General features: G+C 47.4%; 14 protein-coding genes and 1 tRNA gene. 2 read left to right on the plus strand and 13 right to left on the minus strand.

The annotated features are described in order from the left end of the window. Window positions 1-58 precede the first annotated feature (58 nt). Together QUB63_RS16810 and QUB63_RS35070 are read left to right on the plus strand one after the other, a co-directional pair. Window positions 59-2,425: a transglutaminaseTgpA domain-containing protein gene (locus tag QUB63_RS16810; protein ID WP_332946403.1), complete on the plus strand. Its 2,367-nt coding sequence runs from the start codon at window positions 59-61 to the stop codon at window positions 2,423-2,425. A gap of 183 nt (window positions 2,426-2,608) precedes the next feature. Next, entirely contained in the window at window positions 2,609-4,060 is a 1,452-nt protein-coding gene (locus tag QUB63_RS35070; RefSeq protein ID WP_442921798.1) for a GUN4 domain-containing protein, read from the plus strand. A 753-nt stretch (window positions 4,061-4,813) separates the two neighbouring features. On the opposite strand, the gene QUB63_RS16825 is transcribed toward QUB63_RS35070, so the two are convergent. From QUB63_RS16825 to QUB63_RS16885, 13 genes are all read right to left on the minus strand, one after another. Next, a tRNA-Leu gene (locus QUB63_RS16825) sits at window positions 4,814-4,895 on the minus strand. Between the two features lie 130 nt (window positions 4,896-5,025). Then, window positions 5,026-5,742 (minus strand): peptidoglycan-binding domain-containing protein, encoded by a 717-nt coding sequence (locus QUB63_RS16830; RefSeq protein ID WP_332946404.1) that lies wholly within the window; start codon window positions 5,740-5,742, stop codon window positions 5,026-5,028. A 168-nt stretch (window positions 5,743-5,910) separates the two neighbouring features. After that, window positions 5,911-6,228, minus strand: coding sequence for a hypothetical protein (locus tag QUB63_RS16835; RefSeq protein ID WP_332946405.1), 318 nt, complete (start codon window positions 6,226-6,228; stop codon window positions 5,911-5,913). Between the two features lie 139 nt (window positions 6,229-6,367). Beyond that, window positions 6,368-8,788, minus strand: a complete 2,421-nt coding sequence (locus QUB63_RS16840; protein WP_332946406.1) for a sucrose synthase — start codon at window positions 8,786-8,788, stop codon at window positions 6,368-6,370. A 134-nt stretch (window positions 8,789-8,922) separates the two neighbouring features. Continuing rightward, the gene (locus QUB63_RS16845; protein ID WP_332946528.1) at window positions 8,923-10,446 is read right to left on the minus strand and encodes a carboxypeptidase M32; all 1,524 of its coding nucleotides are present in this window, start codon (window positions 10,444-10,446) and stop codon (window positions 8,923-8,925) included. A 79-nt stretch (window positions 10,447-10,525) separates the two neighbouring features. Next, the gene (locus tag QUB63_RS16850) at window positions 10,526-11,728 is read right to left on the minus strand and encodes a tetratricopeptide repeat protein (RefSeq protein ID WP_332946407.1); all 1,203 of its coding nucleotides are present in this window, start codon (window positions 11,726-11,728) and stop codon (window positions 10,526-10,528) included. A gap of 319 nt (window positions 11,729-12,047) precedes the next feature. Then, window positions 12,048-12,170: a hypothetical protein gene (locus QUB63_RS16855; RefSeq protein ID WP_332946408.1), complete on the minus strand. Its 123-nt coding sequence runs from the start codon at window positions 12,168-12,170 to the stop codon at window positions 12,048-12,050. A 256-nt stretch (window positions 12,171-12,426) separates the two neighbouring features. Continuing rightward, complete coding sequence (locus QUB63_RS16860) at window positions 12,427-14,007, minus strand: tetratricopeptide repeat protein (protein WP_332946409.1); 1,581 nt, start codon at window positions 14,005-14,007, stop codon at window positions 12,427-12,429. Further along, window positions 13,988-15,334, minus strand: a complete 1,347-nt coding sequence (locus tag QUB63_RS16865) for an ATP-binding protein (RefSeq protein WP_332946410.1) — start codon at window positions 15,332-15,334, stop codon at window positions 13,988-13,990. The genes QUB63_RS16860 and QUB63_RS16865 overlap by 20 nt, the downstream gene beginning before the upstream one ends. Window positions 15,335-15,564: 230 nt before the next feature. Next, entirely contained in the window at window positions 15,565-16,083 is a 519-nt protein-coding gene (locus QUB63_RS16870) for a Ycf51 family protein (protein ID WP_332946411.1), read from the minus strand. 366 nt (window positions 16,084-16,449) lie between these two features. Then, entirely contained in the window at window positions 16,450-17,508 is a 1,059-nt protein-coding gene (locus QUB63_RS16875) for an adenylate/guanylate cyclase domain-containing protein (protein WP_332946412.1), read from the minus strand. Beyond that, window positions 17,505-17,879: a response regulator gene (locus QUB63_RS16880; protein WP_332946413.1), complete on the minus strand. Its 375-nt coding sequence runs from the start codon at window positions 17,877-17,879 to the stop codon at window positions 17,505-17,507. Before QUB63_RS16880 ends, QUB63_RS16875 begins: the two co-directional genes overlap by 4 nt. Then, entirely contained in the window at window positions 17,872-21,708 is a 3,837-nt protein-coding gene (locus tag QUB63_RS16885; RefSeq protein ID WP_332946415.1) for a response regulator, read from the minus strand. Before QUB63_RS16885 ends, QUB63_RS16880 begins: the two co-directional genes overlap by 8 nt. Window positions 21,709-21,867 lie beyond the last annotated feature (159 nt).

Here is a 21,867-nt window from a genome sequence, read left to right on the forward strand (position 1 = left end):
TCTGTGGATTCAATCTAAAATCTAAAATCTAAAATCTAAAATCGTTGGATGGGTGCACATGACAACTGATAACCTGCGAAAGATACCTGTTTTAGGTAAGCTGTGGGAGCAGATAGAGGCCATGCCTCCGCCGGTGATTGAGGATTCTTTACTGCTGCGAATCCTAGTTCAGTTGTTGGTAATTGTGGGAATTGTGGCGACAGACGTTGCTGCTGAAGAAGCCCTGAACCTGTGGGCTGTGCCTGTTAGTATTGTGGGAGCAACTTGGAGTTGGTACCGCCGCCGCGATCGCAATGTAGCTGCTAAGTTCTGCATAGCTATTGGAATGCTGGTGGCGCTGTTCGCTTTTTTTACCCGTTTGGTAGGAGAATTAAACGATACCCGGTTAGTTTTGGCACAACTGTTAATTAACATTCAAGTGCTGCACAGTTTCGATTTGCCCCGCCGCAAGGATTTGGGCTATTCGATCGTCATCGGGCTGATTTTGTTGAGTGTCGCGGCGACTATCAGTCAAACGCTGACTTTTGGGCCGTTGCTGTTGGTGTTTTTGGCTTTAGCGCTGCCGACTTTGGTGCTGGATTACCGATCGCGCTTGGGACTGTCGAAGCCAGAAGCTAGAAAGCAGAAAGCAGAAGGTAAAGAAAAAAACAACAACTGGTCGCTATTTGCTGCTACTTTATCCCCCAAGTATTTTGGTTTGCTGCTGGTGATAACTGTCGGGTTGGGGCTGACTATTTTTGCGTTTTTGCCGCGCCTCCCGGGCTATCAGTTGCGGACTTTTCCTGTGAGTGCTCCGATTCAATATCAGGGAGAGTTTGACTCGCGCAGCATTATCAATCCGGGGTATGTCAGAGGCGGAAATCAAAAAGGAACTGGCGGAGGAAGGGGGAGAAACCCAGACAAAGGGCCAGGAGAGGTTGACTCTACTTTTTATTACGGTTTCAACCAGCGCATCAATCAAAATTTGCGGGGGGAACTGAAACCTCAAGTGGTGATGCGCGTGCGATCGCAGGCGGCGGGTTTTTGGCGCGTGTTGGGCTTTGACAAATACACGGGCCAGGGTTGGGAAATTTCGCGCAACGAACAAGCTCAAAAGATTAATAGACCCAGGTGGTCTTATCAATTTTATCTGAATCCTTTTCCCAATGCGCCCCGCACTCAAGAGGTTATTCAAAGTTATACTATTGTGGCTCAGTTGCCGAATTTGATTCCGGCTTTAAACAAGCCGAAGGAACTTTATTTTCCGACGACAGAGGTGGCGATTGATGCGGAGGGGGGTTTGCGATCGCCTCTGGAATTGGCGGAGGGTGTGACTTATACCGTGATTTCTAATGTGCCTTTTCGCGAGCGCTCTGTGTTGGGGCAAACTGGTACAGATTACCCAAAAAATATTCGCAAGTTCTATTTGGATGTGCCGCCGAAAATTGCCGCCAAGGTGCGAGAAAAAACAGAAGAAATCTTGTTGGCGAGAACTAGAGTATCTAAGTCGGAAAGGGCGATCGATTCTCCCTACGAAAAAGCTTTGTACTTAGCTCAATATTTGAAGCAAAACCCGAATTACAAACTCGTAAAAGCCTTGCCTTACTTGGAAGAAACAGAAGATTTAGTCGAGGGTTTTCTCTTTGGCTACAAAAACACCCAGGACGGCAAAAAAGTTACTGGCGGATATCCCGACCATTTTTCGACGGTACTGACAATTATGCTCAGGTCGATCGGGATTCCGGCGCGAGTGGCTGGCGGTTTCGATACGGGAGAATTCAACCCGTTTACTGGTTTGTATGTTGTGAAAAATACCGACGCTTTCTTGATGACGGAGGTATATTTTCCCAAATACGGCTGGTTTGGTTTTAATCCGATTCCCGGTTATCCGTTGATTCCGGCTTCGGTGGAAGACAACCAGACTTTTAGCGCGCTGGAATCGTTTTGGAAGTGGATCGCGGGTTGGCTGCCGACGCCTCTGAGAAGCGGGCTGGATTCAGTTATCGGTTTTGTGATTGGCTGGATAAGTTTGATTCTGGGCTGGTTTCTGGGACAGTTTGCGAAGGGTTGGGTGGGCTTGTTTACTGGCTTAATTGCTGCGATCGCATTTGGCTTCATTGGCTGGTTAATTTGGCAACTGTGGCGCAAGTGGCGCTACCGTCGCTGGCTGGGGAAATTGCCACCGGTGGAGGGGGTTTATCAGGAAATGCTGAAGGATTTGGCGAGTCGGGGATTTGTGAAGCAGAAAGCTCAAACGCCTTTGGAGTATGCTGAGGCGATGCGCGGGAATCATGCAACTGATGAAGCTGAGGTGATTGAGGAAGTTTCGCAGGCTTACGTGCGGTGGAAGTATGGCGGGGAAACGGGAAATTTGGATCGGTTGCGGGAGTTGGTGGGGAATTTGAGGCGATCGCACTTGAAGAAACTCAAAAAGCGCTGGTTTTAAGCGATAAGGGTAGGAAAAAAAGCGTCGCTTGCCTACCCTGTTGAGAAGTTCGACTAGCTCTTATTTAATCTTAATAAGTAACCCTCCTATTACTTGTAAATTTCTACCAGAAGGTACTCAATTATGTCATAGAAACCTCCTCAATTTGATTCCTTTAAAGTCATCCAACGTGCTGAAGAGTTGGTGGAATCTTCCAATCGCTACCGCATTACTGTTCAAGTTGCTAACCGTGCCAAGCGCTATCGGCTGGATGATTTGGAATATGATAACCTGATGGCGAAACCAGTAATACGAGCAATTATGGAAATGTCAGATGAGTTGACATACCCAGAAATTATTGATGGATTTATTGAACCTTCAGTTGAAGGAATATCGCCAACACCCGCACCAACACCAGCACCAACACCCGCACCAACACCCGCACCATCATCGCCATCATCGCCATCATCGCCATCATCGCCATCATCGCCATCATCGCCACAACCCAGCGAACAAATTCTTCAAATAAATACTGAAGTCAATGCTAATCCTCAACTACGACAACTAAAGCAAGAATCTAATTCAAATGCTTGGAATAGTCTAGTTAATTGGATTGGTGAATCTATTTGTGAAATTAATTTTGCTGCATCTGAATCGTCTGTTAAAAGGCTAAAGCACAGCTACCGAGACAAATCTCCCTATGAAAGTGCTCATGTTCTTATTGTTCAAAAATCGTTACAAGCGGCTGGAGTGGATTTAGTTAGAGGAATTCCGGGAGCTGAAGCTGTTATCAGGGGGATAGCTAAGTACGATTTACCAGAAATCACCAAACTCTCGGCAGAAATGGTTTATCAGATTGCCGATATTTATGGATTTAATTTACAAGCTCCCGAACGAAAAATTGAAGCTTTAACAGCCTTTGGTGCAGCTTTTTTGGGAGAAAGAGCTATTGATGCAGGTATAGACTGGCTAGAGTATGGCATGATTCCCAGTAAAATAATAAGTGCTTCTACTAAAGCCCTAATGATTTATGCCGTAGGAAATGCTGCTTGTAAGTTCTATGAAGCCAAACTTAATCAACATATTAATCCATTAACTTCGCCAACAGTTATAAATAAAATTAGGGAACAAAGTCAACATTATTTAGATAACGCTACTTCCGAAGAAGGAATCGTTGCTCTGATTTCTAGCGAAATCAATACGGCTTTGACCATAGACTATACTAGACTCAGTAGTTTACTAAAAGTGGGAGAATGGAAAAAAGCAGACCAAGAAACCTGTGACATCATAGTAAAGATAGCTAACCGTGATTTTGAGGGAAATCTGAGAATATTGCCCAGTGATGATTTACACACTATTAATCAACTGTGGTCAGATAACAGTAATGGGCATTTTGGTTTTAAGGCGCAAAAGCAAATTTATTTGAATGTGTTTAAAAACGTGGGAGATTTTGGAGAAAAAATTGGCTGGAGAAGAGACGCAGGTATATTCGGTGGGATTTTTGCTTGGAAGTCTTATGGATCGTTAACATTCAACCTAAATAATGCTCCTAAAGGACATTTTCCCGCTTTCCCTTTAGATATGCCTTGGTGGTATCACAAAGGTGAAACAACGAGAGATTTTGCCCAATCAATTTTAGAGAGAAACGATTGGTAAAGATTGACAAATAAAGCTGCAAATTTCATGGAATAAGCCTCTACCAATATGCAGCTTTATTGTCTGTGCTTCCTTCCCCACTCGTCATTATTCAAGCAATGGCTTAACCTTCTAAAACATTCGACTCAGAAAATTTCCACTATCGGACAAATGAGTCGATTCCAGAAGGAAGGATTGGATATTTTTTGATGAAACCTGCCGCCCTTGACTCACAATCGCAAAAACCCGGTTTCTGACTACCCGTGCATAATCCAAGAAACCGGGTTTTTTCGAGTTTCTACGACTGTAACGCGTATTCTCATAAAAACCAGGTTTCTGACTCCCCGTGCATAATCCAAGAAACCGGGTTTTTTCGGGTTTCTACGACTGTAATATCCTCATAAAAACCCGGTTTCTGACTACCCGCGCCAAATCCAAGAAACCGGGTTTTTTCGAGTTTCTACGACTGTAACGCGTATTCTCATAAAAACCCGGTTTCTGACTGCCCGCGCATCAAAATCCAAGAAACCGGGTTTTTTCGAGTTTCTACGACTGTAACGCGTATTCTCATAAAAACCCGGTTTCTGACTGCCCGCGCCAAATCCAAGAAACCGGGTTTTTTCGGGTTTCTACGGCTGTAAGGAAGTATTCTGGTAAAAACCCGGTTTCTGACTACCCGTGCATAATCTGCAAGAGTGAGCCAAAGATGAGCCAAAAACGGGACTCTTGGTTCAATGAACCAGAAACCCTTGATTTATAAAGCCTTAGATGCTATGCGGATAAAAGGACTTGAACCTTCACTCCTTTCGGAACCAGAACCTAAATCTGGCGCGTCTGCCAATTTCGCCATATCCGCATTTTGACATTCAATGACCATAACACACAACAGAGCGATCGGTCAACATCGAGAAACCCGGTCTTTTTTTGACACCGGGTTCACTGATGAGTCATCGCCACAGCAATTTTCCCTATTTTTAACTCGTCACTTAGTTTTGACCGATCGCCTTCCAGGTGATTTCGTCAACCACACCGTCAGCCGTCAAACCCTTATACTCCTGAAATTTCTTCACAGCCGTAGCAGTGCGATCGCCAAAAATGCCGTCGATCGGGCCCGGATCGTAACCCTGTACTTCCAAACGCACCTGTAGCGTCTTCACCTTGGAGCCAGCAGCGCCTTTAGTCAGAGCAGTTGCAGGATTGCCGGGAACAGGAGGATCGCTGTTCTGAGTTGGAGCATTGCCCTGCAAAGTTTCAGAAGCTTTAGCAGCCGGATCTGCTGCTAAAGCTGTCCAAGTTTCTTTGTCCACGATGCCGTCTGACTTGAACCCCTTAGACTCCTGAAAGGCACTGACAGCCGATGTGGTGCGAGAACCATAGGAACCGTCGATCGTGCCGATCGCAAAACCGTGAACTTGCAACCGCTGCTGTATGGCCGCAACTTCTGGCCCGTCAGCTCCCGCTGAGATAGTTTTTTCCTTTCTGACAGGCTTTTGCTCCCCAGCATAAAAAGGCTTATTAAACATATCTCCTTCGGAATTCGCCTCGGGCTGTGCCGGCGCACCCGGATCGGCGGGAGCTGCAAAGTCTCTGCGGTACTGTTCCTGCACAAAGGGTTTGGAGTCGAAGGCTGCATTTGCCTTTTTGGTCAACCCGGGAGCGAGCAGAGCGAGCAAGCTGAAAATCGTAACAGTAGTTACACGCATAAGTTTCATCCTGTTGGTAAGGTGTGACAAGGTTTCCCTGTTTTCTATGTTTCTCAATCTCATTGTATTACCCGGATAGCTTTCTGAGAAATAAAGAAGAAGTAAGAAGGAAGTTCGGCAGCGGATTCTGTAACGGATTTAACGGATGTTTTGAATATGATTTTTTTACTAACCGCGAAGACGCGAACGAGAGAAAGGAAGTTCGGCAGCAGATGCAAGTAACGGATGTAACAGATAAAAGACAGAAGTCCGAGGGAAAAAGCCATCCACCGCTGATGTTTGGGCCATTAAGAACGTCTTAACCGTCAGGGCGGTTGCTATATCTGCCCAGGCCTCTAGAAGTTGGTAATGGGGACAGCCTCCGTCAGCAGTTGCCAGTTGGAAGTAGGGGCCGCTTCGCACTATTCCGACTAAACCCGGTTTCAGCGGAGATGTTTCGTTACCAAACCCGATATTTTTGTATAAACCGGGTTTCTTAGCATCCACCTTAAATAAAGGTACGTTGTTGCGATGAAAGCGCTCTTATCTATAATAAGAGCGCTTTCATCGCAACAACGTACCTAGTCGATCGCTCCGAGGCCAAGTTTTTTCTCTGAACCGGCCCCTACAAACCAAAACTCGCCACTTATCGCTGCGCGTGTTCTGCCAATAAAGCCTTGGCTCTCGGCTTGTAAATCAGATAAAACAGCGCTTCTATATAGCGGAGCATATCTTCGCGGTTTTCTTTGGATGAGTAGTTCCAGAAACCGTAAGTCCGGGCGAGCGTCAGCAGCTTGGTAGTGTGAATTTTCCAGGTGTACGTGCTGTAAACTCGGTCAATTCCTCGCGTTGAAATTTCATACCAATAGTTGGGATTGTGTTCGCATTTCGATAAAAAATCGAGAAGTTTTTGGGCGGTTTCCTCGTGGTTTGTGGGGTTGATATAAAACCCATTTACCCCATCTTGAATGATTTCCAGCGGGCCGCCAAACTGCGTCCCGAAAGTCGGAATGCCGGTAATCATTGCTTCGAGAATTGTCAAGCCGAAAGCTTCAAATAAGGCTGGCTGAACAAATATACCTTGACCGTCGGCGATTACCCGGTAGATTTCGCCGGACAGGCTTTTGGAAAGCCGCACTCCCAGCCAGCGAATTTTACCGTGCAGGTTGTATTGCTCGATAATTGCGTAGAGCTTTTTAATTTCTTCGGCTTCTTCGTAGTCTTCGGTTTCTTCGACTCTGAGCTTGCCGGCTACTAGAATTAAGTTGCATTTTTCTTGCAATTCCTTGCTTTTTCCAAACAATTCTGCTAAGCCAGTCATGTTTTTAATGCGATCGAGCCTGGCCATGGAAAATAAAGGGCGCTTTTGCGGGTCGTCGAGTGTTCCGAAGACTTGTTCGGGGTCTTCTAGGGTAAACAGCAGTTCGTTGAGCCGATCGCGATCGCCCTGCACCCTGTCTTCGCTGCGCGTATAGGGAAAATACACGCTTTCGTTGACTCCCGGCGGCACGACGTTGAATTTAGGGCTGAACAGTTCAATGCCGTTGACGACGTGGTACAAATCCGGCATAGTAAAACAATTGTAAGATTCGTACTGCCCGACACTATCGGGTTTGCCCACAATCTCTTGATAGGTGCTGCTGACAATACAATTAGCTGCATTCATGGCAATTATATCCGCAGTAAATTGCAGCGCAAAATGGTATTTTTCCTCTGATTCTTGCCAGTATAGATTGCTGAACAAATATTTAGATTTTTCCAGCGCGTGGGCAATATTGCACTGAGTAACTTTGAGTTTTCTAGACAGCAAAAATGCTACCAAATTGCCGTCGGAATAGTTGCCAATAATTAAATCCGGCTTGCCCTGAAACTCAGCCAGCAGTTCTTTTTCGGCATCGATCGCGTAAGTTTCCAAATAAGGCCAAATCTCGAACCGCGAAATCCAATTTTGAGTCAATTTGGGATTGAACTCGCGGAAGGGAACCCGCAAAATCCAAGCATTTTCGGTGCCGTGAACTTTTTCCAAACGTTGGTTGCACCGCGTACCGTCGCTGTTAGGAATTAACCTGCTGAGAATAATTACTTTAGGTTTGACACCTAAACTATCGAGACCGGCAAGATGAATGTCTTCTTGCAGTTGTTTCTCTAAATTCTTCGCTTGATCGAGGACATAAACTACCTGACCTCCCGTATCCGGTCGCCCTAAAACTCCTTCTTGGCCGAACCAGCCGTGAGGAGAAACTAGGACGATTTTGAAAATCATCGGGATGCGAGAAATAAATGCTTCTAGGGTTTGCGGATCGGGGGAATCGATTAATTCGTCGAGAATTCCTAGAGTTTCTTGAACGCGGGCTGCGGTATTTCCCCAACCTGCGTCCAAACCCATCATTTGCAGGACAAATCGAAATCTTTCGTAGGCTTCATCTTCTGAAAGTTCGCTGACAAAGGTGAGGGCTTTTTTGACTTGTTCTGAAAGTTGTTCTTGGGATTTTATGCGATCGTTAATTAGTAACTGTGCGCCGTTATAGCGGTGAATGCGCAAGAAATTAAATAGAGTTTCCTGCCACTGTTGGGGGTCTTGAAACAGTTTGCTGGACAGGTATCGGTTGAGGAATTGTACTCCTTTGCCGATGTTTTTTGGGTCGCGTATGGAGGGGGAATAGTCGTAAAACGGGCCGAAATCTAGTTCGAGGATGTCGCCTTCTTGGGGGTGAAAGTGGTTGACGAAGCGATCGCGCACGTCGAGCAATTCTTGGACTGTCATCGGCTCCAGCGTCAAGTCGTCTCCAACTCGCACTATTTCCATTGTAGCAATTTTTGGTCGCAGCAGGACGCAAAGGCTGCCTTCTTCGACCATAATTTCCTGAACGTAGTAAATCAGTTTGCTCAAATGAGAGGATTGATGGAACTGTTCGGGTTTTTCGTATTTGGTACAGTAGGCGGCAAAAGCGCTAACTATGTCGTTTCGCAGTAAATATTTGTTTCCCAAAACCCGCAAATCGCTGGCAAACTGCCGCAAGTCGGTTTTTTCGTCGCTGGCAATAACAGCCTCAAAGAGTTCAGACATAGATACTCCCTTATTTGAGATTTTTGATTTTCTAGCGTGAAAAAGGGCGATACTATCTGAGTATCGCCCTTTTTTTTGAGGCTCCTACTTTTTGTAATGTAATTTTAAAGTCTGCAATCGGAAATTGCTATCCCTCAAATGACATAAAATTCCCCGTATTTGTGGCGGATGTAGCGAACAAACGGATCGATAGTTAAAGGTGAACCGGTAACGCGATCGATCAATTCGACGGCGGTGTATTTGCGGCCGTGCTGGTAGATGTTTTGTTTGAGCCAGTCGTGGAGTACGGTAAAGTTTCCCTGTTCTATTTGTGCGGGAATGGAGGGATGGTTTTTGAGTGCGGTTTCGTAGAATTGAGCGCTCATCAAGTTGCCGAGGGTGTAACCTTGGAACATTCCGCCGATCGTCCCGACATACCAGTGAACGTCTTGCATAGCGCCTGCGCTGTCGGTGGCGGGGACAACGCCGAGGTCAGTTTTATAGCGTTCGTTCCAGGCTTCGGGGAGATCGCGCACTGCGAGTTTTCCCTCTACCATTGCCAATTCTAGGTCAAAGCGGATGGCGACGTGGAGGTTGTAGGTTACTTCGTCAGCGTCGGTGCGGACGAGCGATCGCGAGACTTTGTTAATGGCGCGGTAAAATTCCTCTGGGGATACGTCCCCCAACTGCTGCCAAAATAGGTTTTGCAGTTGCGGGTAAAAACACTGCCAAAAACCGCGGCTGCGCCCGACTAAATTTTCCCAAAGCCGCGACTGGCTTTCGTGCACGCCCGAGGAAATGCCGCCAGCCAGAAGCGTGCCTTCCAATTCCGGGGAATTGCCGAGTTCGTAGAGGGCGTGTCCGGCTTCGTGGATGCTGCTGAAGAGGGCTTGATCGAGGTGATCTTCGTAGACGCGGGTGGTGATGCGCACGTCGTCTATGGAGAAGTTGGTCATGAAGGGGTGGAGGGTGGTGTCTTGCCGTCCCCGCTGGAAGTCGTACCCCATGCGTTCTACGACTGTGCGGGTGAATTCTAGCTGTTGAGCTTCTGGGAAGTTTTGGTGCAAGCAGGAGTCGTCGGCGGGAGGTTGTGAGGTGATGGCTTCGACTATCGGCACTAATTCTTGACGCAGTTGGGCGAACAGCGGGCGCAGCAGGGATACTTTCATGCCGTAGTCGCTGCGATCGATCAAAGGATCGGCGATGTGTTCGTATCCGGGGAAAAAGTCGGCGTACTGCCTGCTTAATTCTAGGGTTTTTTCCAGATAAGGCTCGACGGCTGCGAAGTTGTCGGCTGCTTTGGCTGTTGCCCAAACTTCGTAGCAGTCGGCTTGGTGGCGGCAGAGTGCGGACATGAAGGCTGCGGGGACTCTGGCTGCGCGATCGTAATCTCTGCGGGCGATGCGGATCAAGCTAGCTGCGGTGGAATCGTGGGGGAGGGTTTGTTCGTAGAAACGCAAGTCTTCTAGGAGTTCGCCAATTTTGGGATCGGTAAATTTTTCGTGGGATATTTGTTTGAGTGTGGCCAACTGGCGGCCTCTGGCACTTCCACCTTTGGCGGGCATATAAGTCGCCTGATCCCAATGCAGCAGTGACGAGGCTGATTCGATGTCGGTAACTTCCCTGAGGTGCGCTGCGAGTTGAGCGAATTTTGCTTGAGTTTTGTCTAGGGTTTGCATGATTGGGGTTTGTGGTGCTGTTTTGCCTACAAAAATTGCAGTGCGGCATTGGTATCCATCAATCATTGCTACCCTGAAATCAAGCTAAAAACCGCACTTCTTCCCGTATTGTACGCAATTTAGAGTCATTCTGGCACAATTTCCGGTATTTCTTAGGATTGAGTTCGATCGCCTTGGATAAGTTTTCGATCGCGTTGCGGGTGCTGGTTGCTACAGCTTCGGGGCTGTTTGTGCGATCGTTTGCTGCTTTTTCTAGGGCGTAAATGCAAGCTTTTTGATAGTAAAGATGTGGATCGTCGGGTGTGATGGCGATGATTTTATCGTAGGATGCGATGGCTTCGGTAAATCGTTGGATTTTTTTGAGGGCGACGGCGCGGTTGTACCAGGCTTCGATGTTTTCGGGCTGCAACTCTATGGTTTTGTCCCAAGAGGCGACTGCTTCTTCAAAGCGTTGTAAGTTGGCGAAAGCTAAGCCGCGGTTGTACCAGGTTTCGCTGTCGTCGGGCTTGAGTTCCAGGGCTTTGTCCCAGGATGCGATCGCCTCGGAAAATTGTCCCATTTGGGCGATCGCCGTGCCGCGTTTGTTCCAGACTTCGGGGGAATGCGGCCGCAGTTCCAGGGTTTTGTCGTAGGATGCCACTGCTTCCGGGTATAGTTTTTCATCGGCTAGGGCTGCGCCGCGGTTGTACCAGGCTTGATGCAAGTCTGGTCTTAGTTCTAGTGCCTTATCGTAGGAGGCGATCGCGGCTGTGTTTTGGCCGGAGTTTTTCAGGGCAAATGCTTTGTTGTACCAAGCTTCGCAGTAATCTGCTTTGATGGCTATGGCTTTGTCGTAGGAGTCGATCGCTTCTGAGAATTTTTCCAAGTTGACGAGGGTGTTGCCGCGGTTCGTCCAAGCTTCGTGATAGTCCGACTTGAGTTCGAGCGCCTGTTCGTAGGAGGCGATCGCTTCTGAGAGTCTGTTGAGCTTCCGCAAAACGTTGGCGCGATTGTACCACGCTTCTGGATTTTTGGGTTGAATTTTTAATGATTTGTTGTAGGCCCAGAGCGCTTCTGGTAGCTGTCCCAATTTTCTGAGGGCTACGCCTTTGTTGTACCAGGCTTCGTGAAATTTCGGTTCGAGTTCGATCGCCGCTGACCAAGATTCGATCGCTGCTGACAAGCGTCCCATTGCTTCTAGGGCGTTACCGCGATCGTACAGCGTCTGAGCGTTTTGGAGGTTGACTGGTATGGATTTTTCTCCCGAGTCGAGCTGCTTTTCTCTGCTAGCTAATTTTTGCAAGGGTTTTCACCTCATTTTATGTAAATTTGTTGTCTTTTCTTTTGTATGCGATGTTTTTCGCCATCTGCCATCTAATGCTGGCGATTGTACCTTAATTTTGTTATTGCTGACAATTTTACCTAAACTGGAGAACTTTTTCAATTTTTTGTCGTTGAATTCTAAGTAATTTTGTCTTCTGTGTTGATTTCGATGTAGGGATTTTTACTAAAATTTTTCGGGAATTGCGTAGAAGAGAGGAAAGGGCGATCGACCTGCGGTGTGACAATCCTCACCCTCGGTCATGGAATGGTTTACCGTCAGCAATGGTATAAATGTCGGCTTACGGGTCTAGAATCGAACCAAAATTAGGCTCGATCGCTGTTTTAATCGATTCTGAGTCGTGGAATGGCAAGCCATCAGCTAAAGTGTAGATATCTTCCGCGCTTGTCTCTGAGAGAAGCAAAGGCTGGATTTGCGATCGCAGCTTTTAGCTATTGATATTCTTCTAGTTTTGCTTGGTTAATGAGGGCAGCTTCTAGTGCTTCGTGTCGCTTCAGGTATGTCATTAATTACAGTTACATTTAGTTGAGTCATCTATTACCTCGCTATTAATTATCCCATCCGAGAGTGTTTGTGATGCTGTAGGGATTGGTTTTACAAACAATAATTGCCTCAACACCGACAATTTCGTAAACCCGCCCCGCTTGGGCGGCAAATCCCTATCCTTGAATCAAGGCTTGAAACTGAGAGTGCGATCGCACGCTGTCAAAAATAGACTCTGTTTTTATCATTTCTCGGTATCTGTCAGGGTTCAGCTTCATAGCTTGCTGCAAATTTTGAAGAGATGAGTCAACCTGACCTTGTAGTGCATAGCAGACAGCTTTATTATAAAATGCGTTGTCGTCATCTGGTTTGAATTCTAAGGCTTTGTCGTAGGAGGCGATCGATTCTTCCCATCTGCCTAACTTACCCAGTGCATTGCCCCGATTGTTCCAGGCATTGTCGTCATCTCGTTTGGATTGTAAGGCTTTATCATAGGAGACGATTGCTGCTTCTAGTCTACCTAAATTAACCAGTTCATTGCCCCTATTATACCAGGCTTTGTGGTCATCTGGTTTGAATTCTAAGGCTTTGTCGTAGGAGGCGATCGATTCCTCTAAGAATCCTAATTTACCTAGTGCATAGCCTCGATTAAACCAGGCTTTGTGGTCATCTGGCTTTAATTCTAAGGCTTTGTCGTAAGAGGCTATCGCTTCTTCTAATTTACCTAAATCATACATTACATAGCCCAGATTGTACCAGGCTTCGTGTAAATCTGGTTCGATTTCTAAAGATTTATCGAAGGAGGATCTCGCTTCTTCTAAGTTACCTAATTCACGCAATGCAATGCCCCGATTGTACCAGGCTTGGTGGTCATCTGGTTTGATTTGTAAGGCTTTTTCGTAGGAAAATATCGCTTCTTCTAGTCTGCCTAAATTAAGCAGTCCATTACCCAGATAGTTCCAACCTTCGTGTTTGTCTGGCTTGAATTCTAAGGCTTTGTCGAAGGAAGAGATCGCCTTTGCATATTGTTCAGCACAGAGATACAATAAAGCTTGTTCACCAAACAATTTAGCCTTTTCTTCTCGTGTTTGTCCGTCTTCATCAATTAAAGTTTTAATTTTTACCAATTCCCGTTTTCGTGCTTCGGGAGTTAAAGATAAATAATCTTCGGATTTCCCTCTTTCCGAACAAGCTTTGATTGATTCTGCTTGCAGGAGTTCTCCATCCATCGACAACTTAAATAAACTCGATCGCCAATCAAAAAAATCTGGTGCCCGCTGAATAAAATAATCAATAGCAAACTTAGGCAACATAAAAACAAAACAGATTTTAAAATTATCTCGAAATCGTTCTCGCTGCTGGTTTAAATTAATTAAAACAGGCGGTACACCCCGCCAACTGTAAGAGTAAATATCCTTACTTTCCCAGCCTCCCGCCCTTTTCTCTTGTTCGTATTCATAAAGTGAATATTCTAAACCATTGACAAATAGAACATTGATGAGATCGCGATAGGGTAACTCTGCAATTAGATTATAAAAGTCATAAACCGACTTATCCAACCGCAAAACCTCAATCTTTTGCTGCGGAATATCTGTTTTAACTCTAGCAATCCAGCGTTCTCCATCGGCCGGCGAACACTCCACAAACAACAAGCTAAAGCCATCTGTCCGCTTGAGAGTGCGTACCAGAGCTTGATATTCTTCCTCTGGTTCTGCTGGGGGTAAATCTTCGTCCCAATCAATTGTTTGTGGTTTCATGGCTAGCGACTGCTTCCTTAAATTCATCAAGACCTTTAATTAGCGGGTGAACATCGTACCATGGTCGCGTTTCCCCTTCATCGTCATAGTATCGGTATTCCAAAATACAGCGGTTAAATAACAAATTGCGGTACTTTTCTTCATTATCTATCTCATGAGAAATAGATACATCTGCTAATATTTGCCATTCATCTTTTCCCGGAGTTCTGCGGTAGACATCCCGCGCTCTTGTGATGGCTCTTTGCGCGGCTTTTGCAGTAATTGGTAAATCCTGCGTCCGAGTTATAGCTTCTTGCATCATCAACATCAAATTCCTGACGTGACCCCCGCTCATCAAACACAGCCGTTCTAGGGTTTCTTTTGTGTCAAACAATTCTGTTTCTAAAGATAGATTCGGATCGAGCTTTTGCACCCGCTTCTTAATCAACTCTTTCATTTTATCAAGTCCCGGTCTGTGTACTTCACCGCTGGGTTCACATACCATAATCATCGGCATCACTTGGGGAGCATTATTATAATTGTCTCTTAAATCAGCAGCGCGGTGGGAATGCACCATTGAAATCGGTACGGTGTAAACGATATGACAATCTAAAGCTTTAAGTTGTTCGCTGCGGTCTACAAAAATCTCATCAAGATTGCTGCGTCCCCCTGCATCTGTAGAAAACGGTACAATTCGGTCTAAATTATCGGCAATCACGGCTAGTTTTAAATATTTGGCGGGCAACTTTTTTTTAGCATTGCGAATAAACTCATTGAGTGCATCAATCAGCGTTGGTGTGTGGGGATTAACTTTTTCTCTGATCTTTTGGCGCAGACTCGGTTCAGTTCTCAGATTCGCTGTCAGCTTGGCAAACTGATGAATTTGCATTTCTAAGCTCAAGTCTTTAAAAGATAATTCTGTCAGTGCTAAATCTTTTAAATCGTTCCAGCGGTTTTCCATCCAATCACGCAAAGGTTTTGAGTCAGCATCTTTAATTGCTTCTAATAAGTGTCTGGTGCAAGCTAGCAAAATATCTGTATATTCTGTATCTTCGGGATTGATATCTTCCACGTCAGCGGCGAAATAAACGACAAAATAACCTTGTTCTTTCAAATATTGCTCTAACCGCAGCAATTCAGTTGATTTCCCCGCACCGCGATGTCCGGCGTACAACTGACAAGTCATCTGTTGGGAAAGCTTAATTTTGCGACCCAAGTCTACGGTAATATTGTCGTCTCCTCGCACTTCCCGACAGTCAACATATTGGGGGTCGCCTGCTGGTAAAGGATAAAATGGGTCGAAGGCATTGTAGAGGTCTGTTAGTAGTTGTTCTGTATTTTGAGTCATAATTTTTTTTAGTATTTTTGGGTTTTTATAGGAGCGAGCGCAGATTTAAGGCAGATGAACACGGATAAACGCAGATAATTTTAAGAATAGCGATCGAATCAATGCAATTGGAGTATATTTTGTCATTGCGAGCGTCCTCGCGAAGCAATCGTAATGCCCTGTGATTGCTTCGCTAAGAACTAGCAATGACAAAGGCTGGGTGCGTATTTCGCACCCAACAATAACTACTTTTAGGCTTGGTATTTTTTGAGGGTTGCGACTTTTTCGGGGAAGATTTCGATCGCCATTTTGTCATCATCACGAGTCGCGAGCGATCGCCTCACCTCGCCCAAAAACAGCGGCTGCGACAAGCCCGGTTCGGGATGTACAATTGTACGAACGCGGATTGTCATGTAGTCTGTTCCGCGTCCTGAGCGCCCTGGAGAGTACAAATCCGCAGCCGCTTGCCGCATCGTTGCTTCTAGCTCGGATTCGGCGATCGAAGGCGGCACCGTAACTACAGTTTGAGCGCCGCCAGTATCGTAAACTAAAGAATAGCGCACTGCGCCGGGAATTTCCGTGCGTGAAAACAGTCCCAAACCCAGACCGAATATACTCGCAGCAATTACCCCCATAAAGCTGGTCACTCCTACCAATCGGAAGCGAAAACCCCATTTTAAAATAAATGCTATGATTGTTAAAACAAACAAAGCTGCTGTTAGAATTCCCGCCCATTGGGCGTACATTAAAAGATTAGAATTTACGTTCATCTGTCAATTTAGTAATTGGGTAATTTAGTCATTGGTCATTAGTAATTGGTCATTAGTCATTAGTCATTAGTGATTTTTTAGCGGTCATTAGTCAGATCAAATCCTGTAACTACGGAATTATACTATAGTCCCGATCGCGATCGACACGGAGCCGGGCGGGACGATCGCACTAAATGCTGATTCGGATGTAATATCCTGTCCGATCCATTGACCGCAATTAGATTCGATCGCGCGTGCCCCCTTCAGTCCGCACGCGCGAACTGTTTTTGTTATGGTAATCGACCGGACATGATGTAACATGATTTGATATAACTCCTAACTAATGACTGAGGACTAATGACTAAGGACTAAGGACGGCAGGACTCATTAGCCTTTTCTGGCCACAAGCAGATAAGTCATCATATCGCCTTTGCCTTTCACCGAAATCACGCCGCGCTCCTCAAAAACGTACTTGTCCCGCAGGCGCTCGTAGGTAGCAACTGTCACCTGAATGCCGCCGGGGACGCCTTGAGATTCCATCCGGGAAGCTGTATTTACCGTGTCTCCCCACAAATCGTAAGTGAATTTTTTAGTACCGATTACCCCGGCTTCCACCGGGCCGGTGTGGATGCCGATGCGGATGCTGAGCGGCTGACCTCCCTTGGTGCGGATCTTGGCCATTGCTGCTAGAATGTCGATCGCCATGTCTGCAATGCTTTCGGCGTGCTTGTCGCTGGGCTTCGGCAAACCGCCAACCACCATATAAGCATCGCCGATCGTCTTAATTTTCTCAAGTCCGTAGCGATCGGCCAACTCGTCAAAAGCTGAAAAAATCTCGTTGAGCAACTCCACCAACTGGGCCGGCGACAAATGAGCCGACAGCTTAGTAAAACCGACCAAATCGGCAAACATCACTGTCACTTCAGCGAAACTGTCGGCGATCGTAATTTCCCCTTCTTTGAGGCGCTGCGCGATCGGGCCTGGTAAAATATTCAGCAGCAAACGCTCTGACTTTTCCTTTTCGCGAGCCAACTCTCGTAAATACGTCTGCTCCTTATCCCGCAGCCGCTTTTTTTCCAGACAAGCACTAATCCGAGCCTTGAGCAAAACCGGATTGAAAGGTTTAGAAAGATAATCCTCCGCCCCCAACTCAATACAGCGGACAATACTGTCAATATCGTCCACCGCCGAAATCATAATCACCGGGATGTGGCGCAACTTCTCGTCCGCCTTGAGATTTTCCAGCACCTGATAGCCGTTCATTTGCGGCATCATGATGTCCAGGAGAACCAAATCAAAAGGCTCGCTCCGCATCAGTGCCAGAGCTTGGACACCATCTTCAGCAACAGTCACCGCGTGGCCTTGACGCTGAAGTCGGCGGGCCAGCAAATCGCGGTTCACCTCATTGTCATCAACAACCAGCACGCTGCCCTCGTCAGCTTTCATGTCATGGCCTCTTTGAGAAGCGTTTCAATCTTACCCAAAAGTCGGGGAAACTCGACCGGTTTGGTGTCGTAGTCGTCGCAGCCGGCCGCCAGACACTTTTCACGATCGCCCGCCATTGCGTGAGCTGTCAGCGCAATCACCGGAATCGTTTTAGTTTCAGGAGCAGCCTTAATTTGCTGCGTGGCTTGCCACCCGTCGAGCACTGGCAGACTCATATCCATCAGAATTAAATCCGGTACTTTGTCGAGGGCCATCGACACTCCCTCAGCACCGTCCACAGCAATAAAGACCTCGTGTCCCTTGCGGGCCAGACGCCTCGAAAGCATATCCCTATTCATTTCGTTATCTTCGACCAACAGGATTTTAGCCATTGGTGTTCTCCTTGCCTTTCGAGTCGTACCTGCGATCGAGCCTGTCATTTACTATAGAGCGAACATCGCGCAGCAAAGTATCGCAACTGTAGACTCCCTTTTGTAACACGCGATCGACATAGCCGTTGAGTTGCTGACTTTCTGCGGGAGTCAGGTCTTTGGCGGTAATTACGACGATCGGTATAGGATCTTCAGAATGCGACTTGCGAAGTTCGGCGATCAACTCAAAACCATCCATTTCTGGCAGCATCAAATCCAGCAAAATCAATTGCGGGCGAGCAACTTCTAGCTGTTCGAGAGCAGTGCGTCCGCTGTCAGCTTCCGCCACAGCCCAGCCTTGTTTTTCTAATATCCGCCGCAGTATTTTGCGGGTGGCATCGTCATCTTCCACAACTAATATCTGACAGGGCAAACTGTGAGCCGCAATGCCTTCTTGGTCGCGTCGGTACTTGTTCAACAAAGCAACCAGCCGTTTGCCGTCCACTGGTTTGGTGAGGTAGTCCGAAGCGCCCAATGCAAAGCCGAGGCTTTTGTTGCCAACAAAGGATAGCAGGATTACGGGAATTTCGGCAAGGTCAGGATCTGCCTTGAGGGCGGAAAGCACCGCCCAGCCGTCCATTCCGGGCATAATCACGTCGAGGGTAATGGCGTCTGGCCGCAGTTGCTTCGCGAGCCTGAGGGCTTCCTCGCCACTGCCTGCGACTTCTATGTGCAGTCCTTGGCGAGCGAGGGCGCGCTCGATCAAATCCTGGGAGATGGGGTCATCGTCAACTACCAGCACAGTGCCGACAGCAGGTGCGTCCGCAGTCCTAGTGCTGTCGCCGACTTTGTTGGGGATTTGTGGCTGTTTGATGGCGCTGGGCAAGAGTACGGTGAAAGTAGTGCCTGCGCCCAACGTGCTGCTTGCCTCAATGCTGCCGCCCATCATCTGACAGAAGCGCTGGCTGATAGCTAGTCCCAAACCGGTGCCGCCGTACTGCTTGGTAGTTGAGGCGTCAGCTTGGGTAAAAGGTTGGAAAACTCGCTGCAATTGCTCTTGTGTCATGCCGATGCCGGTGTCGGTGACGCGAAAACTTAAAAATTCGGAGTTGGAAATTAAAATTTGGGCAGATTCCTCTTGATTTTTCATTCTTAATTGTTCGTTGGTAATTCTTTCAACTCCGATCGCAATTTTCCCGTTTTTGGTGAACTTGGCAGCGTTGCTGAGTAGGTTCAGCAGCACTTGCCGGACTTTGGTCATATCGGCGTGCATGGTGTCGAGATTGTCTGGACAGTAGACTTCTACCGTGTTGCCGTTTTTTTCCACCAGCGGCCTCGCCGTCGCGACAGCGCTTTCAATCAAGGCATGAATGTCGAAGTTTTCTAAGTAGAGATCCATGCGACCTGCTTCAATTTTAGAGATATCTAGGATGTCATCGATCATCGATAACAGGTGTTTACCTGCGCCGCGGATTTTTTCGAGGTCTGCGACAAATGTTTCATCGCCGGATTCTTCGGCTTCTTCTTGGAGCATTTCGCTGTAGCCGATGATGGCATTGAGGGGCGTGCGCAGTTCGTGGCTCATGTTGGCGAGAAATGTGCTTTTTGCCCGGTTGGCGGATTCTGCTGCTTCTAGGGCCGACTGCATGGCGGATTCTGCCTGTTTGCGATGGGTGATGTCGGTGACTGTGCCTTCGTAGTACAAAACGCTGCCGTTTTCGTCGCAGATGCTGCGGGCGTTTTCGGAAATCCAGATCGTGCTGCCGTCTCGGCGGTATATTTGAGATTCAAATTTTGACACTTGGCGGCGATCGTCCAATTGCGCCACAAATTCGGCGCGCCGGTTGGGGTCTACGTAAAGTTGGCGGTTGATTGGGAGTTCGGCGAGCATTTGGCTGACTGTTTCGTAGCCGTAAATCCCGGCTAGTGCGGGGTTGGCGCTGAGGTAGCGCCCGGTCGGGGTTGTCTGGAAAATGCCTTCTGCTGCGTTTTCAAAGATGCTGCGGTATTTGGTTTCGGCTTGTCTGAGGGCGAATTCTGCTTCTTGGCGTTTTAGGGCATGGGCGAGCATTTCTCCTACCATTTTTAGAGGAGTGGATATTTCGGTCGATCGACCGGCTGCGGGTTTGCAACTGTCGCATCCGAGAAATCCTACTAGGTTTTTACTGTAAATTAGGGGAATAATTATCAGCGACCGCAGATTTTTTTGAGGTTTGTTTAATTTGGTTTTGCCCGAATGTGCGATCGCGCGTGTTGGGGCGGTTGCTGTTTCGGATGGGGAGTTTGTCAGGAATTCTGCTGATTTTTTGCCTGTCAACCGGGCTATTTCGGCTATTGCTCCGGGCGGGAGTTCGCGGATGTCTCTGATGTGCAGGCATTCGGCGCGATCGAGCTTTTCTGCAATCCAAGGGATTTGTGCGATGTCTATTTGTTTTTCGGCACTGTCTTTGATTTGGGCCGGAACGCTGTCGGCGCACCACTCGTAGGTTTTGTGGGCGCTAGTTTTGTCGAAAGATAACAGGTAGATGTAACTGCGCTCGAAGCCGCTGAATGTGGCGATTGCTTCGAGAGTTCGATCGATGCCTTTGTCTATTTCCGATCCGGGCTGGCTGATGAAATGGGTTGACAAACTGGCAATCAATTGATCTAATTCTGCTCGCTCCTGCAAAGATCGTGCTACTTTTTGGCTGTCGGTAACGTCTCGAAAGCTCCATATTCGGCCGACTGTGTTCGCTCCGACTTTTGATGGCCATGAATTTAATTCGATAATTTTTCCGTCTTTAAATTCTAATAGTTCGCTGATTTGAGTATCTGGATCTGCCGACACTTCGATCGCGTTTTGGAGAAATCCTTGGGGGTCTTTTAATTGTTCCCGGGCGAAGGGGAATGCTGTTGCGATGGTTTTTGGGAGGGTTTTTTTTACCTCGCGAAGGGTCGAGCGGCTCAACTTTCCTGCTGCTTGAGACCAACCCCACATCTCGACAAATCTCTGATTGTAATGGCATACATTGCCGTTGCTGTCAACCGCGAGAATTCCCGCATCTGTAGATTCTAGAACTGCTTGCAGCATCGAGAGCGATCGCTGGTGTTCTCTACTGTCAAAAAACACCAAGACTGATATTTCGCCGCCCTCAACTGCGGGATTGAAAAAATAGGAAACTGGTAAAATGTTGCCGTCGCGACATAGAAACTCGCCGTCCCAATTGCTGCAAGGTTGACGGTCGGCGATCGCCTGCTGTAAAGATAGTGTAGGTGCGATCGCCCCATCAAGACTCTTGCTTGCTGCCTGTTTGGGAGCCGTCAAAACTTGGGATTTCTTGCCTTGCTTTTGCTTCCGAGCGATGCGAGAGAGCAGCGAAACGCCTGCAAGTTCCGACTCTCGCCACCCCAGCAAGCGCTCGGCTTCTGGATTCACCTCCAGCGCCAACCCGTTGCCGTCAAGGATACACAATCCCGCGCCCAAATTGTTGACAGTCGCCCGCAGCCGATCGAACTCTGAAGCTGTTGGAGAGTCATGAGGGAGGGCTGATTCATTCTCGGAAAAACGAGGGTTTTGTAGGGGTAGTACCCCCGTGCCTAGCCCCCCCACCGACAATTTGTCGGTAATTTCAGATATCGGGGCGATCGCGGGGGGATTGCCCCTACTAGAGAATGAATCAGCCCTGGAGTCTTGGGGCGACTGGGGCGAGGATGCCAAATCCTGTAGCGCCAGCGGTGATGGCTGACTCGGAGTGCAGTCATAGCTACAACTTACCTGCTCTAAGAATAGCTGCCACTGCTCAGCAGTGTTCGGGGGGGACTCGCCGGCTAAACCGAGCTGTTCGAGTTGGCGCTGGAGGTGGGGATGCATAATTTCTGGCGCTTTGTAGGCAACTTTCTACAGTATATCTTGTTAATTAATAGTATTTATACGCAGCTAGACAGTGAGTGGAAAGGTACGGAATCCAACTCTATCACAGGTTTTATCGATAATCCGATCGATCGTCTCTGTTATCCGAAAAATTTCCAA

The organism is Microcoleus sp. ARI1-B5 (assembly GCF_036705795.1).
In the GTDB taxonomy this organism is placed as follows: Bacteria; Cyanobacteriota; Cyanobacteriia; order Cyanobacteriales; family Microcoleaceae; genus Microcoleus.

Bases quoted from the DNA above. Each gene is read 5' to 3' on its own strand.
- QUB63_RS16810 (WP_332946403.1), top strand. From the start codon at position 59: ATGACAACTGATAACCTGCGAAAGATACCTGTTTTAGGTAAGCTGTGG.
- QUB63_RS16830 (WP_332946404.1), bottom strand. From the start codon at position 5,742: ATGCGTGTAACTACTGTTACGATTTTCAGCTTGCTCGCTCTGCTCGCT.
- QUB63_RS16840 (WP_332946406.1), bottom strand. From the start codon at position 8,788: ATGTCTGAACTCTTTGAGGCTGTTATTGCCAGCGACGAAAAAACCGAC.
- QUB63_RS16845 (WP_332946528.1), bottom strand. From the start codon at position 10,446: ATGCAAACCCTAGACAAAACTCAAGCAAAATTCGCTCAACTCGCAGCG.
- QUB63_RS16860 (WP_332946409.1), bottom strand. From the start codon at position 14,007: ATGAAACCACAAACAATTGATTGGGACGAAGATTTACCCCCAGCAGAA.
- QUB63_RS16865 (WP_332946410.1), bottom strand. From the start codon at position 15,334: ATGACTCAAAATACAGAACAACTACTAACAGACCTCTACAATGCCTTC.
- QUB63_RS16870 (WP_332946411.1), bottom strand. From the start codon at position 16,083: ATGAACGTAAATTCTAATCTTTTAATGTACGCCCAATGGGCGGGAATT.
- QUB63_RS16875 (WP_332946412.1), bottom strand. From the start codon at position 17,508: ATGAAAGCTGACGAGGGCAGCGTGCTGGTTGTTGATGACAATGAGGTG.
- QUB63_RS16880 (WP_332946413.1), bottom strand. From the start codon at position 17,879: ATGGCTAAAATCCTGTTGGTCGAAGATAACGAAATGAATAGGGATATG.
- QUB63_RS16885 (WP_332946415.1), bottom strand. From the start codon at position 21,708: ATGCATCCCCACCTCCAGCGCCAACTCGAACAGCTCGGTTTAGCCGGC.